The organism is Shewanella sp. ULN5 (assembly GCF_030731885.1).
Classification (GTDB): Bacteria; Pseudomonadota; Gammaproteobacteria; order Enterobacterales; family Shewanellaceae; genus Shewanella; species Shewanella holmiensis.
In genome coordinates, this window is record NZ_JAPJEE010000019.1 from 14,356 (window position 1) to 31,405 (window position 17,050).

The following is a 17,050-nucleotide window of genomic DNA, read 5'->3' on the forward strand; positions in this document are numbered from 1 at the left end:
TATGATTTCGCAGAGCGCAACATCATCTCAGGCAGTGCTGATTACCGGAGCAACATCTGGTATTGGCCTTGCCTGCGTCAATTATTATATCGCTCAGGGTTTTCATGTCATCGCATGTGGAAGAAATGAGTCGATCCTTAATCAATTAAATACTCACCACTTTTTGACATTTGATATTACAGCGCCCGAGCAAGTCAACGCCGCAAGTGCAGCGTTAAGCCAATACCTGTTGCAAAAAAATGTGTCACTTACGCAAGTGATACTAAATGCTGGTACCTGTGAATACATAGAAAATGTTTTCGAATTTGATTCATCACTGTTTAGTCGGGTGATTACCACCAACTTAATTGCTATTGGTTATTGTATTGAAGCCTTTTTGCCGTTAATGGCAAAAGGGGGGCAACTGGGGTTGATGAGCTCAAGTGCAACCTATTTACCCTTTCCACGAGCTGAGGCTTATGGCGCATCTAAAGCTGCTATTAGTTATTTAGGCCGCAGTTTACGTTTGGATTTAGCAGCAAAACCGAATAAAGCTATCGGTGTGAGTGTGATTTGCCCAGGTTTTGTTAAAACGCCATTAACAGACAAAAATGATTTTGCTATGCCGATGAGAGTGAGCAGTGAGCAAGCTGCCAAGCGGATTTTTGAAGGAATGGGAAAACGTCAGTTTGAAATCCACTTTCCTAAAAGGTTTACCTTTATATTGAAGTGCTTATCTTGGTTACCTGAGATGTTATTAATTAAAATACTTGCTGAAAAGCCAACAAAATAACAACGATCTAATTGGCTGAAAAATACGTATCAACAGTATTAGCGTGAATGTGGTTGTGGAGAAAAATAATAATGAAAAAAATTGCCGTAATAGGAACCGGAGTATCAGGGTTAACCTGCGCGCACTTACTGAGCAGTAAGCATCATGTTACTGTATTTGAAGCGAATGATTATATTGGTGGCCACACTGCGACAGTCGATGTTGAAGTCGATGGTGAAAGTTATGCGATAGACACAGGCTTTATTGTATTTAATGACAGAACTTACCCTCGTTTTGAAAAGTTAATGGCAAAGTTAGCCGTGGAGTCGTTACCAACAGAAATGAGCTTCAGTGTTCACAACGCTCATACTGGCCTTGAATATAATGGCCATACTCTTTGGAGTTTATTTGCCCAAAAACGCAATATATTACGTCCGAGTTTTTATCGATTTCTGGTAGAAATCGTGCGTTTTAATAATAGCTGTAAAGCTATTTATGAATCAGACAACTACCCAGAAATTAGTTTAGGCGAGTACCTCGACAGACATCAGTTCAGTGACTTTTTCTGCGAGCATTACATTTTGCCAATGGGTGCGGCAATTTGGTCTTCAAGCATCAATGACATGCGTGCTTTTGGGTTGCGCTTTTTTATCCGCTTCTTTCAACACCATGGTTTGCTGAATATTAGTGACCGTCCACAGTGGTCTGTATTAAAAGGCGGTTCGCGAAGTTACATACCAGCATTAATTGAGCCATTCAAAAATAATATTTTATTGAATAGCCCTGTTACGGCAATTATGCGTGCCGATGAGGGGGTTAAGGTGCAAATCGCTAATGGCGAATGGCAGCATTTTGATGATGTTATTTTAGCCTGTCATAGCGATCAAGCGCTGGCGATGTTGAGCGACCCTAGCACTGATGAGCAACACATTTTATCGGCTATGGCATATCAAAATAATGAAGTGGTGTTGCACACCGACATTGGTTTATTGCCTAAACGACGTTCCGCCTGGGCAAGTTGGAATTACCGTTTAGACGGTGATGACGAAGTTGCCATTGCAGATAGACCTGCAAGCGTCACTTATAATATGAATATTTTACAGCGCTTACCCAAAAGTGCGCCGACATTTTGCGTGACCTTAAATCAAACGGACTTAATTGATGAAAGCAAAATATTACGTAAATTCAATTATGCTCATCCTGTTTTTAATGAAGCGAGTATGCAAGCTCAAGTAAAACGCAGCTTAATATCTGGTAAACGTCATACTTACTTTGCTGGTGCATATTGGTATAACGGTTTTCATGAAGATGGCGTTAGAAGTGCTGTCGATGTGTGCAATCAATTTGGGATCAGTTTATGACCGATTCTTCGGCGCAAACGCGTGATTTTAAAAGTGGTATTTATTATGGCAAAGTCAGCCATAGAAGACATGCACCCAAACGCCACAGTTTTGGTTACGATATTGCCATGATGGCGTTAGATTTAGACGAATTACCCCAACTAGTCAGTTCATCTAAATTATTTGACCAGAGTAGGGCATTATTAACCTTTAAAGCCGAAGATTACCTCAACAGCATTGATAAGCAATTTGGTGAGGATTTTGCTTTGCAATTCAAAGCAACACATTTGCCTTCGGTCGCTGCGTTAAAATTGCGTGCCCTAACCACCATAAAGCACTTAGGCGCCCAAACGGCGTGTAACCGTGTAGTGTTTTGTGGCCAAATTCGTCATTTCGGGTTTTATTTTAGTCCCGTTAACTTCTTTTTTTGTTATCAAGACGATGCTCCTTTATATATGTTGGCAGAAGTCAGTAATACTCCCTGGAACGAACGGCATTGCTATTTGGTTGATTTAGCAAATACCACGCATACAGATAAGGTATTCCATGTTTCTCCGTTTATGACCTTAGATATGCACTATTTATGGCGAATTGTGCCGCCGCAGGAGCATCTTAAAGTGACTATCGAGAATCGTAATGATCAAAACGCTAAGTTATTTGACGCCACTATTGCATTAAAACGCCAACCTTTTACACCCAAGAATATTCAACGCTTTGTATTGGGCTATCCTTTAATGACCGCAAAAATTGTTATGGGTATTTATTGGCAGGCCATGAAGTTGTTTATTAAGCGTATTCCTTTTGTTGGCAAACCCAAAGTTAAGCTGCCAACTTAAATGCTGATTTAGTTTCAAAAATGAATCCAAAATTCTTTCAGGTGCGTATTGCTAGTTGATATTAAAAATTAAAGAGTACCTTGTATTTAAATGGAGTCAGACATGGACAACATCGCAACCGAAAGCAGTATCGCTCAAGCCTCGTTATCAGACAGTTTGGCTAAAAAGATTTTACTGCGTGCTTTAGCAAATCTGGCTCAGGGACAATTGACGATAGTTGATGGTACTCAATCCCATGTATTTGGAGATCAACACAGTCCGTTACATGCCACCATGCAAGTTCAGCATCCTAGTTTTTATCGTCAGGTCGTATTTGGTGGTTCAATTGGTGCAGGTGAAGCTTATATTCAAAGACACTGGTGTAGCCCTGATTTGACAAAAGTTGTGCAAGTATTTGCCCGAAACTTAGCACTATTAGATAACATTGAACGTTATTTTTCCTGGTTGAGTAATGGTATCAATCGAGTTAAGCACGTGTTTAACCGAAATTCTCAATCGGGCTCAAAAAGAAATATTCTGGCTCATTATGATTTGGGCAATGATATGTACCAAACATTTTTAGACCCAGAAATGATGTACTCAAGTGCAATTTATCCCACTAATGATGCTTGTCTTGCAGAGGCGCAATTACACAAGTTAGACACCATTTGTCAGCGTTTAGATTTACAACCAGGACAAACTCTTTTAGAGGTGGGCACAGGGTGGGGCGCGTTAGCTATTTATGCTGCAAAGCATTACGGCGTCTCGGTTACCACTACCACTATTTCAGATGCACAGTATGACTATGCGGCTGCGCGTGTTAATAGCGAAGGTTTAGCGGATAAAATTACCCTGTTAAAGCAAGATTACCGCGAACTGACAGGTGAATATGATCGTGTGGTATCGATTGAAATGATTGAAGCGGTTGGGCATGAATATTTACCGGGATTTTTTGAAAAGCTACAACATCTGTTAAAGCCTGAAGGTAAATTGCTAATTCAAGCAATTACCATAGCCGATCAACGTTATAATAGTTATCGCAAAAGTGTCGACTTTATTCAGCGTTATATTTTTCCAGGTGGTTGCTTGCCTTCAATTAGTGAGATGTCGCGTCATATCGCTAACAAAACCGATATGGTGATCTGGTCTATTGATGATATTGGCCTAGACTATGCTCGCACCTTGAAGCATTGGCATGATAATTTTGATCATGCTAAAGAAACGATCACAGAGTTAGGTTATGGCGATGATTTTATCCGCATGTGGAAGTTTTACTTAAGTTATTGTGAAGGTGGTTTCTTAGAGCGCACAACCAGCACAGTACACTTAACCGCCGTTAGACCAAGCTATCGATGCTAATAAACGAATGGGGTAATACCACTGATATTAAGGGGGGTAGATGAAGCCTACATTATCCCCCTCGACCTTGTCTGTCGTGTTTAACGCCCTCAGTTTCCAATGTATTTGGTGGCTTGGGGTGTTGTACCAAAACCAATTTATTATCATTTCGATATTATTAGTCTTACTTCATTTTGTGGTATCAAAAAACAGAAAAAGGGATTTTTGGGTTGTGCTAGCCGTGAGTTCATTGGGTATTTTTGTTGATATCTGTCTGATTTACTTTGGCGTGTTTGAGTTTTCTATCTCACCTTGGTGGCTGGCATTATTATGGATTTTTTTTGCACTGACCTTGAACTCTAGTCTGGCTTTTGCACATAAATTACATCTACCTTTACAGGTGATACTCGGCGGTGTATCGGGAAGCTTAAGCTATCTGGCTGGTGCTAATTTTGGCGCTGTGGTACTTCCGTTTGGCACCGTTTATTCAGCCTGTATTCTTGTTGTGATCTGGTGTGTGTTATTTCCCGTATCAATGACTATAGCAGCACGATTGAAGTCATCATTAACGATAGCCAATCATGTATAAGTTAGCGGAGCAATGAGATGCACATTGAAACTAAATGGCGACTAGGGCAAATAATTTTACTCACATTATTAGCTGTTCCTCAGGTTGTATTGGCACAATATCAAAGTTCGATTGATGATAAGCAGCCCAACCAAGATCAATTTGAGCCGCAGACTGCTGTAAATCAACAGTCGTTAGGTTCTTCAGTACCCCATGATATGCCTTTGAAACTTATCCAAGTCGGCGAGGCCGATATGGATGTGCTTTGGTTTGATGTGTATCTGGCAAAGTTATACTCCTTGGATGGTGTTTATCAACCACAGCGCTTTCCATTAATGCTAGATATTGAATATCACCGTGATATTTCAGCGCAAGAGCTTATCGATGCCACCATTGAGCAATGGCAAAAAAATGGTATTGCTGCTGCCGAAATTAACCAAATTAAATCGCACTTAATCTCAGCCTGGCCGGATGTGAAACAAAATGATCGCTTAAGTTTTATCATTCACAATGATCAACAAGCTGAGTTTTTATTTAACGATAAACCATTTTATCAACTAGCAGACCAACGTTTTAGTGAAGCATTTATCGGGATTTGGTTGTCAGAAAAAACAACGCATCCTAAGCTACGTCAACAGTTAATTGGAGCAAATAAATAATGAGGATTTTGTTAAAATCAGCTTCATCAGCTACTCGATATTCTGCTTCTCGTTTATGGCATGTTAAGTGGCTAAAAAAACTTGCAGTGATTGCGGCTTGCATTAGCTTATTCTCTTGCTCATCGGCATCCATCGAAGATTATGCTAATAGCAACCCCACATTGAATTTAGCCGCATTTTTTGATGGTGAATTAACCGCTTCTGGCATAGTGCAAGATTACTCTGGTAAGGTAACTCGCAAGTTTACCGTGACCATGACAGGTAGCTGGCAAGGTAATAAAGGTGAGTTAAAAGAATGGTTTATTTATGATGATGGCGAAAAGCAAACGCGCATATGGTATCTCACTGATTTAGGTAATGGTCAGTTTGAGGGGCGTGCTGATGACATATTAGGCGTCGCTAAAGGAGAGGCTAACGGTAGTGCTCTTCGTTGGCGCTATGATATGAAATTACTGGTTGATGGCAGCGAGTATGAGGTTGAGTTTGATGATTGGATGTTTTTAGTTGATAACAAAACCATTATTAATAAAAGCGATATCAACAAATTTGGCATCAAAGTGGCTGAAGTCACACTCGTGATTCAAAGAAAATAACCTGAAATTGAAAATGATATCAAGCTCAGGTTATCTTTTGATAACTAGCCAGTAAAAGCTCAAGGCTTACTTTGAAAGCGTAAATAGCATTATCCTTTTAGCTTTGAATTGTCGATGTGCTTTTGATCATAATATTCAAAGGGGAATATATTTCTGATTTGTTGAGTTAAGTTATCACCGACATTAGCAGAGACATGCAACCTAACCTGATTATTTTTTTCTGCGCGAACAGTACATGTCAGTTTATGTTCTTTGGCAAAGGCGCGACATTCTCTCTCAAATTTTTCCGGAATTTTACCTTTGTGCTTATTTAAACGCCCCTGTTTGAAATGCATTTCAAATAGGGTTAATCCACGTTTACCAGAAAAAATTAGTTTGTAAGCAAGAAAAAATAACACCGCGATAAATAAAATTTTGAATACAGTTTCTGTCATGTTAAGCGTCCTTTAAGCTTTGTTATTCTTATATTTAAGATACGCTTGATTATCCTTGGTGCAATCTTTTTTTACTAAAAAAGTGGCTTGTAGCAAAAATATTAATATCACTCATTGGCGCAAACATAAAAGCTGTGTTACATTTTTATTACATCAGGTTTTATGTTTTTATTGTTGTGACTCAATCAAACACGGTTGACCTTGATCAGGCGCTGTAAATGGATTTTAATCTCATTAAGGATAATGTTATGTCGATATCAAATGCTAAGCGTTGGAATGAATTGTGCGAATTACAAATTATGACAATGAACAATCTTGCTAACCAATTTCCTGAACGTCGTGAACACCTTTCTACTATTTCGAGCGGTTGGCGCAGCATGCAGCAGCAATTACTGCAAAATAAAGTGCCTTCATTGAAGTAATCACAACTAACGTTATCTCACTGCAGTTCAGTTTGTACACGACTGTCAAAATGCCTTACTTTTCAAGTAGGGCATTAATTTTTGTGGGTTTTGTTATCTGAAGTACAGGAGTTTTAGACGATTCCTGCAACCAATGCTGCCTGAGATGTACTCTCTAAGGTGATGTAAATCCAAATGATTAAAAAGCAAAGCATCATCAGTAATGCGACAAGTCTGAATACTTGGGCGTATTCCATGACAGAAGTAAAGTAGCGCTTTTGGACGGCATTCGATAAGAATGTGCCGACTAAAGAAAATACACACAAATACATGGCTGCGTATTGGGTAGAGCTTGACCCATAGATTTTTTCATAAATCAAAATCAGCCCGACAATTGTCAGCACTGTGATTCGAAAAATACGTTCGGCTTTATTTGATAAGTTCCATCTAGGCAATCCCATTGCCGTCACCTCTCCATTACTGCTTACTTGTTTATATGTCGAGACAATTGATTGATGCTAAAGGTAGATAAAGGTATGTGTATTGATAGTTATAGTGACAACTGATTATTTTTTCAACTTTTTTGTGGTGATTATGTTAATTGTGATCCGGGTCTACACACAAAACGAGGAAGCAGTTTTTGCAGAGCAAGGGCCGACAAGATAAATCCAAGACCAAGATAGGTTGCTACTGCAATATTTTCTTTTAATATCCAGGTGATAAAACCAACAGATAACACCGGTGTCAAAAAAACCATGGTGCTCATGTTCGCTGCTTTATCAGTCTTTTTTAATGCGATTAACCACAATACAAATGTCACGCCCATTTCAAACAGTCCAACATACATACCCGCAAATAGGGCTTCTGCAGTTAATGTCGGTAGTTTATCTGTTAATAAAAGCGTAATAACAATAAACGGCAATCCTAGCGTAAAACTAAGCAGTAAGCTGACAATGGCATTACCATTATCTTTCGTGTTGAAAATCCAATATAGACACCACAAAACAGTACTCAACAAGGCAAGTAAAATGCCTATTGGACTCTCAAAACTCATGGTGGTGAAATTGCCGCCTGTCGCAATAATGAACACTCCAACATAAGCAATCATCGCAGCAATCATGTCGGTTTTACTCAGCGAGTGCCCTAAAAAGGGAACTGACAATATAGGTAATAAAATCGCCCAAGTGTAATTCAAAGACAGAGCTTGTTGTGCGGGTAATAAATCATAAGCAGCAAAAAGAACATAATAGTAAAGAAATGGGTTTAACATCCCGCTGATGAGATAAAATGTCGGGCGCTGTAAAAACTGGCGACTCACTAAATTGAGCTTACCTTGCATCAACAAGATAATACTCAGTGTTGCGATAGACGTTAGCACGGCCACTAAAACAAGTTGTAAGGGAGTAAAGTAATCCAGCGCAACTTTAAATGCTGCGGCTACCGTAGACCATAATAACACGGCACCTAAACCATATAGGTAGGCTATTTGGGTTGAGTTCACGATGACATCCTCAAAGATTAATAGTAACAATACTGCACTGCTGAAAGCGGCAAATATCATCTCGGAAAATTGCATGCAATATCCAATTTGTATTTTTCCATAACTCATATTAGGAAAACAGCATAAATTTTTAAGTTTGCCCCTTGTAAATGAAATTCGCGCCCCTATATACATTGGTAAGAAGGATTTGGGCGGTAAAAAAGCCAAGATTTTAAAGTAAAAAAATGCTTGAAATCATCTCAGTGCCCCCCATATCAATATCAGACAACAAATTTATGACGAATATCGTCAATTTTCGGAGGACCTCATGGGCAAAATTATTGGTATCGACTTAGGCACAACAAATTCATGTGTGGCTGTCCTTGATGGCGGTAAAGCACGCGTGATTGAAAACGCAGAGGGTGATCGTACAACCCCTTCTATTGTTGCTTATACCGATGATGAAACAATTGTAGGCCAGCCTGCAAAACGCCAAGCAGTGACAAACCCTGCTAATACTTTCTTCGCAATCAAGCGTTTGATTGGTCGTCGTTTTAAAGATGACGAAGTTCAGCGCGACGTTGACATCATGCCTTTCAAAATTATCGCTGCAGATAATGGCGATGCATGGGTAGAGCAACGTGGTCACAAAATGGCTCCACCACAGGTTTCTGCTGAAATCTTGAAAAAGATGAAAAAAACCGCAGAAGACTTTTTAGGTGAAGAAGTTACCGAAGCGGTAATTACTGTTCCTGCATACTTTAACGACTCACAACGTCAAGCAACAAAAGATGCTGGCCGTATCGCGGGTCTTGAAGTTAAACGTATTATCAACGAACCAACAGCAGCGGCATTAGCTTATGGTATTGATAAAAAACAAGGCGACAACATTGTTGCGGTATACGATTTAGGTGGTGGTACATTCGATATTTCAATCATCGAAATCGACAGCAATGACGGTGACCAAACATTCGAAGTATTAGCAACCAATGGTGACACTCACTTAGGTGGTGAAGACTTTGATAACCGTTTAATTAACTATTTAGCAGACGAGTTCAAAAAAGACCAAGGCTTAGATCTACGTAAAGATCCTTTAGCAATGCAACGTCTAAAAGAAGCGGCTGAAAAAGCGAAAATTGAATTATCAAGCACCAACTCAACTGAAGTTAACTTACCTTACATCACAGCTGATGCAACAGGTCCTAAGCATTTAGTGGTTAAAATCACTCGTGCTAAGTTAGAGTCATTAGTTGAAGACTTAATCCAACGTTCTTTAGAGCCGTTAAAAGTTGCTTTAGCTGATGCCGATTTATCAGTATCAGACATCAACGAAGTTATCTTAGTTGGTGGTCAAACACGTATGCCTAAAGTACAAGAAGCGGTAACTAACTTCTTTGGCAAAGAGCCACGTAAAGATGTTAACCCAGATGAAGCTGTTGCCGTAGGTGCTGCGATTCAAGCTGGTGTTCTTTCTGGTGAGGTGAAAGACGTACTTCTACTTGACGTAACACCGTTATCATTTGGTATTGAAACCATGGGTAGCGTAATGACTAAGCTTATCGAGAAGAACACCACTATCCCGACTAAAGCGAGCCAAACATTCTCTACTGCTGATGACAACCAAAGTGCGGTGACCATTCACGTGCTACAAGGTGAGCGTAAGCAAGCTAGCTACAACAAATCTTTAGGTCAATTTAACCTAGAAGGCATTGAGCCAGCACCACGTGGTCAACCACAAATTGAAGTTGCTTTTGACATCGATGCTGACGGTATCTTAAAAGTGTCTGCAACTGACAAGAAAACAGGTAAAGCGCAAAACATCACCATCAAGGCTAACTCTGGTTTGTCTGATGAAGAAGTTGAGCAAATGGTACGTGATGCAGAAGCTAACGCAGATGAAGATGCCAAGTTTGAAGAGTTAGTTCAAGCGCGCAACCAAGCTGATGGTTTAGTACACTCTACTAAGAAACAAGTGACTGAAGCTGGTGATGATTTACCCGCTGAAGACAAAGAGAAAATCGAAGCTGCAATGGCTGAAGTTGATGCTGCTGTTAAAAGCAATGACAAAGAAGCCATTGATAAAGCGACACAAGCATTAATCGAAGCTTCTGCTAAGTTGATGGAAATTGCTCAAGCTAAAGCACAAGGCGGCGCAGAGCAAGCAACTGATGCTGGCAAGCAAGCTAACCCTGCTGACGATGTTGTTGACGCTGAGTTCGAAGAAGTGAAAGACGACAAAAAATAATTAGTTACTTTTGATAGCGAAAGCAACTAGTTAGTATAAAGCGGGCGTTGAGGCTTACCTCTAACGCCCGTTTGCACAATCATACTTAATCAATTTTAAGCAAACCTTCGAGAAGCAAAACACTATGTCAAAGCGTGATTTTTACGAAGTTCTTGGTGTCGGTCGTGATGCCAGTGAACGTGAAATTAAAAAAGCCTACAAGCGTTTAGCGATGAAATTTCACCCTGACCGCAATCCTGGTGATAAAGCGGCAGAAGCGAGCTTTAAAGAAGTTAAAGAAGCCTACGAAATTTTAACCGATAGCGATAAAAAAGCGGCTTATGATCAATTTGGTCATGCGGGTGTCGATCCTAATCGTGGCGGCGGTCATGGTGGACAAGGCGACTTCGGTGATATTTTTGGTGATGTTTTCGGTGATATCTTCGGCGGTGGACGTCGTGGTGGTCAGCGTCAAGCAGCACGTGGCAGTGATTTACGTTACAACTTAGAGTTATCTCTTGAAGAAGCCGTTCGCGGTTTAACCAAAGAATTACGCATCCCAACACTCGCTGCTTGTGATCTTTGTGATGGCAGCGGCGCGAAAAAAGGCACGCAAGCAACCACTTGTGGCACCTGTCATGGCCAGGGCCAGGTACAGATGCGTCAAGGTTTTTTTGCTGTTCAACAGGCTTGTCCAACGTGTCATGGCCGCGGCAAAATCATCAAAGATCCTTGTAACAAGTGTCATGGTGAAGGCCGAGTTGAAAAGAGCAAAACCTTGTCGGTTAAAATTCCAGCAGGTGTTGATACCGGCGACAGAATTCGTTTAACCGGAGAAGGTGAAGCAGGTGAATTTGGTGCGCCTCCAGGTGATTTATATGTTCAGGTTAGTGTACGTGAGCACAGTATTTTCACCCGTGATGCCAATAATCTTTATTGTGAAGTGCCAATTTCTTTCAGTAAAGCAGCCTTAGGCGGCGAGATTGAAGTGCCAACACTTGATGGTAAAGTCAGCCTTAAAATCCCAACAGAGACTCAAACGGGTCGTATGTTCCGCTTACGTGGTAAAGGGGTTAAGTCAGTACGTAGCCATGCAGTCGGCGATCTTCTGTGTAAAGTGGTTATGGAAACTCCGGTTAACCTAAATGAAAAGCAAAAAGAATTATTACGTGAATTTGAAGCCACGTTAACTGGCGAATCAAAAAAACATAGCCCAAAAGCAGAAGGTTTTTTTGATGGCGTGAAAAAATTCTTTCAAGATTTAAATAGCTAATGGCAATCAGCTAGGTTAAACGAAATATCAAAAGCAAGGCTGTTTACTTAAGTAAGCAGCCTTTTTTGTTTGAGTGAATGATATAATCGGGCCATTGTTGGAAAATTCTTTTCCTTGTAACTAGGCGCAATTCAATGACATTGACCTCATTTTCTCTTCATTCTGGTTTAATCGATGCATTACCAGCTAGTGTGTCAGTGGCAAGTCCCATTCAACAGCAAGCTATTCCCGCTGTTTTAACGGGTAAGGATGTATTGGCGTTAGCACAAACTGGTAGTGGTAAAACCTACGCATATGGTTTGCCTTTATTGCACCGCATAAATATACCGACGAATACTCACTGTTTGTCTGCGGTCATTATTGTGCCGACACGCGAGCTGGCCGCACAAGTGGGTCAAAGCTTAATGCCACTCAGTCAGGCCATCAATCTTACACTTGAGGTTATTTGTGGCGGTGAAGAAATCACTGCACAAGTTGAGCGCCTAACAAAAACAGTCAATATTATTGTTGCCACACCGGGGAGATTATTAGCGTTAGTGCAACAAGGTGTGCTTAATTTTGCAGATTTACAGGCCTTGGTGTTAGATGAAGCGGATCGTTTACTGGATATGGGGTTTATTAATGATTTAAATGCCTTACTGGCGTTAATGCCACCAAGGCAAACCCTGTTATTTTCTGCCACCATGCCAGAAACCTTAGCGGAATTAGCCAGCAATATTTTATCTAAGCCATTTACTCGGATAGAAGCAAGTACCGTTAATCGTCCAGTCGAAGATATTGCGCAAACCATTTATCATGTAAACAAAGGTAGTAAGGCTAAAGTCCTTATTGAGCTGATTAAGTCGCATCAATGGTCTCAAGTGTTGGTGTTTGTGAATGCCAAAGATGATGCTGATGCACTATGCAAAAAACTGTTAAAAGCAGGGATCAATGCTGCCGCTATGCACGGCGACAAAGAGCAACAACTTCGAGCGCAAACATTGGCTCAATTTCAGCAGCAACAACTGACAGTGTTGATAGCAACCGATGTGTTAGCCAGAGGTATTCATATCGAAGCCTTGCCAGTGGTGGTCAATTTCGAGTTGCCACCGCAAGCCACTGTTTATGTACATCGTATTGGTCGCACAGCACGAGCGGGTTTAAGCGGCATCGCGCTATCATTAGTCAGCCATGCTGAATTAGCTGGTTTAGAGGCTATTAGGCACTTAACAGATCACGCCTTACCCCTGCAAACTTTGGCTGATTTTCCGGTTACCGATAAGCCTATTAATCGTGATAGTAAGCGGCCACCGCGTGACAAACAAGCCAATCGCCGTACAGCAAATAAAAAGATCATGAGTGATTTTGCTAAACGCAATCGGTCTCGATAAAGTAAACCTCAGATCAACGAGTATTTTTAAAAGGATAGAAAAATGAATAAATTGGCATTATCGCTTTGTATTACCGCGTTATTATTCGGTTGTGTTAGCACTAAATCACCAACGGGTAGAAGCCAAACTTTATTATTCTCTGACGCGCAGATGCAACAAATGGGCGCGCAATCTTTTGCCGCGATGAAAAAAGATCAAAAGATTAGCCAAGATAAAATCAAAACCGCTTATGTGAACTGCATTGCTAAACGGATCACTGCGGTTTTACCAGATCAAAGTCAGCAATGGGAAGTGGTGTTATTTGAATCGGAACAGGTTAACGCCTTTGCATTACCCGGTGGGCATATTGGGGTGTATACCGGTTTATTAAACGTGGCCGTAAACCAAGACCAACTGGCGACGGTAATGGGCCATGAAGTTGCCCACGTATTAGCGCAACATGGCAATGAGCAAGTATCGCGTTCGCAGCTTACTGGTATCGGCATGCAGGTGGCTGATGCAGCACTGGGTGCTAGCGGTGTTGCCAATAAAGATTTATATATGGCAGGTTTAGGCTTAGGCACTCAAGTCGGTATTATTTTACCCTTTGGCAGACATCAAGAAAGTGAAGCTGATATTGTCGGATTAGAGTTAATGGCAAAAGCTGGCTTTAATCCACAAGAGAGTGTCACACTTTGGCAGAATATGGCGAAAGCCGGTGGTAGCCAGGGGCCTGAATTACTGTCTACCCATCCATCACACAGCACTCGCATTGAGGAATTACAAGCGGCTCAAAACCAAGTTATGCCGCTTTATATTCAAGCTAGAAAACAGTCTTTGACAGAATGTAAAATCAACGGCCGAAAATAGCCATATTATTCGGCATTTTCGCAGCAAGCGCGGTTTAAATGTGATAAACTCCGTAAAATTTTTAATTGTTCAAATGAGAGAAAGAAATTATGTCAGATGTGTTCAGCACAATGGAGCAGCATGCAAGTTATGGTGTAGGTCGTCAAATGGGTGAGCAATTAGCCGCCAACCCTTTTGAAGGAATTGATATTCCTGCTGTTCAAGCTGGTTTAGCAGATGCATTTTCAGGTAAAGAAAGCCAAGTGTCTATGGAAGACCTACAAACGGCTTTCACTGAAATTAGCCGTCGTTTACAAGCTGCACAAGAAGCAGCTGCAGAAAATGCAACTGCAGAAGCTGATGCATTTTTAGCTGACAACGCTAAACGTGATGGTGTTATCGTAACTGAATCAGGTCTTCAATATGAAGTGCTTGTTCAAGGTGATGGCGAGAAGCCAACAATTGATTCTACAGTACGTACTCACTACCACGGTACTTTCTTAAACGGTGACGTATTCGACAGCTCTGTGACTCGCGGTCAACCTGCTGAGTTCCCTGTCTCTGGTGTTATTGCTGGTTGGACTGAAGCATTACAATTAATGCCAGTTGGTACCAAGCTTAAATTATTCGTTCCACATCACTTAGCCTATGGCGAACGTGGTGCAGGTGCATCTATTCCTCCTTACACTGCATTAGTGTTTGAAGTTGAATTGTTAGACATTATCTAATCGTTAATTAACGCCTAAGACATCTTAGGCGTTTTTGTATATAGCCGATTTATCAAGTGTAAGATGCTTAGCAGACTTTCACTGGGAGGACATATGACAGCAAAAGTGAGAGTCGCCGTTGTGGGTGCCAGTGGCCGTATGGGTCGCACGTTAATTGAATCAGCTAAACATCAGGCACTCATCCATCTTGGCGCAGCCTTAGAGCGTTCTGGCTCCACCCTAATTGGTGTTGATGCTGGTGAGTTAGCAGGTGTTGGCTCGATGGATGTTGCCATCACTGATTCATTAGACAGTGTGATCAATGATTTTGATGTGCTAATTGATTTTACTTCGCCCGAAGCGTCAATTATTCATCTTGACTGGTGTGCGCGCAATCGTAAAGCCATGGTCATAGGAACAACAGGCTTTAATCACGCTCAAAAAGAACTGATTGGTGCATATGCAGAGCAAACGCCAGTGGTATTTGCTCCTAACATGTCTGTTGGCGTTAACTTGATGTGGAAGTTGCTAGAACTTGCCGCTGAAGTGATGGGTGATTACACCGATATCGAAATCATTGAAGGCCACCACCGTTTTAAGAAAGATGCGCCTTCAGGTACAGCACTTAAAATGGGTGAAGTGATTGCTAAAAAGCTAGGTAGAGATCTTGAAAAGTGTGCTGTTTACGGCCGCGAAGGGATCACTGGCGAGCGTGATCGTGAAACCATTGGCTTTGCGACGATACGTGCTGGCGATTTAGTGGGTGAACATACTGCAATGTTTGCCGATATTGGTGAACGATTAGAGATCACCCATAAAGCATCTAGTCGTATGACATTTGCAAATGGTGCAATGCGTGCAGCGTATTGGCTATATGATCAAAATCCGGGTCTGTATGATATGCAGCAGGTCCTTGGACTAAATGATTAAATTAAAAACCACCATTGATATGGTGGTTTTTTTTGAAAAACAGTTTTACCGCTATAGACGACTTTGGGGAATTCCTGTAAAATCGCCGAAATTTGTCAAAATTTCGTAAAACAGCGGAAATTGGTATCTTAGTGCAAAATAAAATAAAATAATTTCAATGGCTTGGCTCTTTTCTGGAGGTCGCGTTGACACAGTCTGCCTTACTCGTACTCGAAGATGGAACCGTATTTTCTGGCACTGCAATTGGTGCATCAGGTATTTCAGTTGGAGAGGTGGTTTTTAACACTTCAATGACCGGATACCAAGAAATATTAACGGATCCATCATATTCACGCCAAATAGTAACTTTAACCTATCCGCATATCGGTAATACCGGTACTAATGATGAAGACACAGAATCGGACTCGGTTCATGCTTGTGGTTTAATCATTCGCGATTTGCCGTTAATTGCTAGTAACTTCCGTAACCAACAATCTTTAAGTGATTACTTAAAAGCGCATAACGTGGTTGGTATAGCGGATATCGATACCCGAAAGTTAACCCGTATCCTGCGTGAAAAAGGTGCCCAAGCCGGTTGTATTATGGTGGGTGATCTAGACGAAGCAAAAGCCTTAGCGGAAGCAAAAGCATTCCCTGGCTTGAAAGGCATGGATTTAGCCAAAGAAGTGACTACCGATAAAGCTTATCAATGGCGTAACGGTAGCTGGAAGTTAGTCGGTGGTTTACCCTCTGACACGCCAGAATCGGCATTAAAATACAAAGTTGTTGCTTATGACTACGGCGTAAAACGTAATATTTTACGTATGTTAGTTGACCGTGGTTGTGATGTTACCGTTGTACCCGCTAAAACGCCTGCTGCAGATGTTTTAGCAATGAACCCAGATGGTGTGTTTTTATCAAATGGTCCTGGCGATCCAGAGCCATGTGATTATGCCATCACCGCGATTCAAGAAATCCTAAAAACAGACATCCCAGTATTTGGTATCTGTTTAGGTCACCAATTACTCGCACTCGCCTCAGGTGCAAAAACCTTAAAGATGAAATTTGGTCACCATGGTGCAAACCACCCTGTGAGCAATATCGAAAAAGGTACTGTGATGATCACCAGTCAAAACCATGGTTTTGCTGCCGATGAAACCACATTACCCGCCAATATCAAAGTGACACACAAGTCGCTGTTTGATGGCTCTTTACAAGGTATCCATTTAACCGACAAGCCTGCATTTAGTTTCCAGGGACACCCTGAAGCTAGCCCAGGGCCAACCGATGCCGCGCCACTGTTCGAACATTTTATCGAGCTTATTGAACAATATCGTCAGCACGCTAAGTAGTTATCTGG

Annotated in this window: 18 protein-coding genes; 15 read left to right on the forward strand and 3 right to left on the reverse strand. The window is 41.2% G+C overall.

The annotated features are described in order from the left end of the window. The first annotated feature begins 1 nt into the window (after nucleotide 1). From ORI98_RS15490 to ORI98_RS15520, 7 genes are all read left to right on the forward strand, one after another. Nucleotides 2-772, forward strand: coding sequence for an SDR family NAD(P)-dependent oxidoreductase (locus tag ORI98_RS15490; RefSeq protein ID WP_306135833.1), 771 nt, complete (start codon nucleotides 2-4; stop codon nucleotides 770-772). A gap of 71 nt (nucleotides 773-843) precedes the next feature. Next, entirely contained in the window at nucleotides 844-2,112 is a 1,269-nt protein-coding gene (locus ORI98_RS15495; protein ID WP_306135834.1) for an NAD(P)/FAD-dependent oxidoreductase, read from the forward strand. Then, nucleotides 2,109-2,927, forward strand: coding sequence for a DUF1365 domain-containing protein (locus ORI98_RS15500; protein WP_306135835.1), 819 nt, complete (start codon nucleotides 2,109-2,111; stop codon nucleotides 2,925-2,927). Before ORI98_RS15495 ends, ORI98_RS15500 begins: the two co-directional genes overlap by 4 nt. A gap of 102 nt (nucleotides 2,928-3,029) precedes the next feature. Beyond that, nucleotides 3,030-4,265, forward strand: a complete 1,236-nt coding sequence (locus ORI98_RS15505; RefSeq protein WP_306135836.1) for a cyclopropane-fatty-acyl-phospholipid synthase family protein — start codon at nucleotides 3,030-3,032, stop codon at nucleotides 4,263-4,265. A 40-nt stretch (nucleotides 4,266-4,305) separates the two neighbouring features. Further along, nucleotides 4,306-4,833, forward strand: coding sequence for a DUF2878 domain-containing protein (locus ORI98_RS15510; RefSeq protein WP_306135837.1), 528 nt, complete (start codon nucleotides 4,306-4,308; stop codon nucleotides 4,831-4,833). 17 nt (nucleotides 4,834-4,850) lie between these two features. Then, nucleotides 4,851-5,471 carry a chalcone isomerase family protein gene (locus tag ORI98_RS15515; protein ID WP_306135838.1) on the forward strand — a complete coding sequence of 207 codons (621 nt, stop codon included), beginning with the start codon at nucleotides 4,851-4,853 and terminating at the stop codon, nucleotides 5,469-5,471. After that, nucleotides 5,471-6,064 carry a DUF3833 domain-containing protein gene (locus tag ORI98_RS15520; RefSeq protein ID WP_306135839.1) on the forward strand — a complete coding sequence of 198 codons (594 nt, stop codon included), beginning with the start codon at nucleotides 5,471-5,473 and terminating at the stop codon, nucleotides 6,062-6,064. Before ORI98_RS15515 ends, ORI98_RS15520 begins: the two co-directional genes overlap by 1 nt. Nucleotides 6,065-6,153: 89 nt before the next feature. On the opposite strand, the gene ORI98_RS15525 is transcribed toward ORI98_RS15520, so the two are convergent. Next, nucleotides 6,154-6,498, reverse strand: coding sequence for a DUF3634 family protein (locus ORI98_RS15525; RefSeq protein ID WP_261297465.1), 345 nt, complete (start codon nucleotides 6,496-6,498; stop codon nucleotides 6,154-6,156). A 248-nt stretch (nucleotides 6,499-6,746) separates the two neighbouring features. On the opposite strand from ORI98_RS15525, the gene ORI98_RS15530 reads away from it, so the two are divergent. Then, nucleotides 6,747-6,920: a hypothetical protein gene (locus ORI98_RS15530; RefSeq protein WP_261297466.1), complete on the forward strand. Its 174-nt coding sequence runs from the start codon at nucleotides 6,747-6,749 to the stop codon at nucleotides 6,918-6,920. Nucleotides 6,921-7,033: 113 nt separating this feature from the next. Here ORI98_RS15530 and ORI98_RS15535 read toward each other — a convergent pair whose 3' ends face one another. Both ORI98_RS15535 and ORI98_RS15540 read right to left on the reverse strand, forming a co-directional pair. Next, nucleotides 7,034-7,360 carry a hypothetical protein gene (locus ORI98_RS15535; protein WP_261297467.1) on the reverse strand — a complete coding sequence of 109 codons (327 nt, stop codon included), beginning with the start codon at nucleotides 7,358-7,360 and terminating at the stop codon, nucleotides 7,034-7,036. A gap of 131 nt (nucleotides 7,361-7,491) precedes the next feature. Continuing rightward, a complete protein-coding gene (locus tag ORI98_RS15540) occupies nucleotides 7,492-8,400 on the reverse strand; it encodes a DMT family transporter (protein WP_306135867.1) in 909 nt (302 codons plus the stop codon). Nucleotides 8,401-8,707: 307 nt separating this feature from the next. Here ORI98_RS15540 and dnaK point away from each other — a divergent pair, with 307 nt between their 5' ends. The 7 genes from dnaK (at nucleotide 8,708) to carA (ending at nucleotide 17,042) form a co-directional block, all read left to right on the forward strand. Continuing rightward, nucleotides 8,708-10,624 carry a molecular chaperone DnaK gene (gene dnaK / locus ORI98_RS15545; protein WP_306135840.1) on the forward strand — a complete coding sequence of 639 codons (1,917 nt, stop codon included), beginning with the start codon at nucleotides 8,708-8,710 and terminating at the stop codon, nucleotides 10,622-10,624. A gap of 124 nt (nucleotides 10,625-10,748) precedes the next feature. Next, on the forward strand, nucleotides 10,749-11,876 hold the full coding sequence (gene dnaJ / locus ORI98_RS15550; protein ID WP_261297469.1) for a molecular chaperone DnaJ: 1,128 nt from the start codon (nucleotides 10,749-10,751) through the stop codon (nucleotides 11,874-11,876). 134 nt (nucleotides 11,877-12,010) lie between these two features. Then, on the forward strand, nucleotides 12,011-13,246 hold the full coding sequence (locus tag ORI98_RS15555) for a DEAD/DEAH box helicase (RefSeq protein ID WP_306135841.1): 1,236 nt from the start codon (nucleotides 12,011-12,013) through the stop codon (nucleotides 13,244-13,246). 42 nt (nucleotides 13,247-13,288) lie between these two features. After that, entirely contained in the window at nucleotides 13,289-14,095 is an 807-nt protein-coding gene (locus ORI98_RS15560) for a M48 family metallopeptidase (RefSeq protein WP_306135842.1), read from the forward strand. An 89-nt stretch (nucleotides 14,096-14,184) separates the two neighbouring features. Further along, nucleotides 14,185-14,802, forward strand: coding sequence for an FKBP-type peptidyl-prolyl cis-trans isomerase (locus tag ORI98_RS15565; RefSeq protein WP_261297472.1), 618 nt, complete (start codon nucleotides 14,185-14,187; stop codon nucleotides 14,800-14,802). Between the two features lie 93 nt (nucleotides 14,803-14,895). Continuing rightward, nucleotides 14,896-15,711, forward strand: coding sequence for a 4-hydroxy-tetrahydrodipicolinate reductase (gene dapB, locus ORI98_RS15570; RefSeq protein WP_306135843.1), 816 nt, complete (start codon nucleotides 14,896-14,898; stop codon nucleotides 15,709-15,711). A gap of 173 nt (nucleotides 15,712-15,884) precedes the next feature. Next, nucleotides 15,885-17,042 (forward strand): glutamine-hydrolyzing carbamoyl-phosphate synthase small subunit, encoded by a 1,158-nt coding sequence (gene carA, locus ORI98_RS15575; RefSeq protein ID WP_261297616.1) that lies wholly within the window; start codon nucleotides 15,885-15,887, stop codon nucleotides 17,040-17,042. Nucleotides 17,043-17,050: the final 8 nt, after the last annotated feature.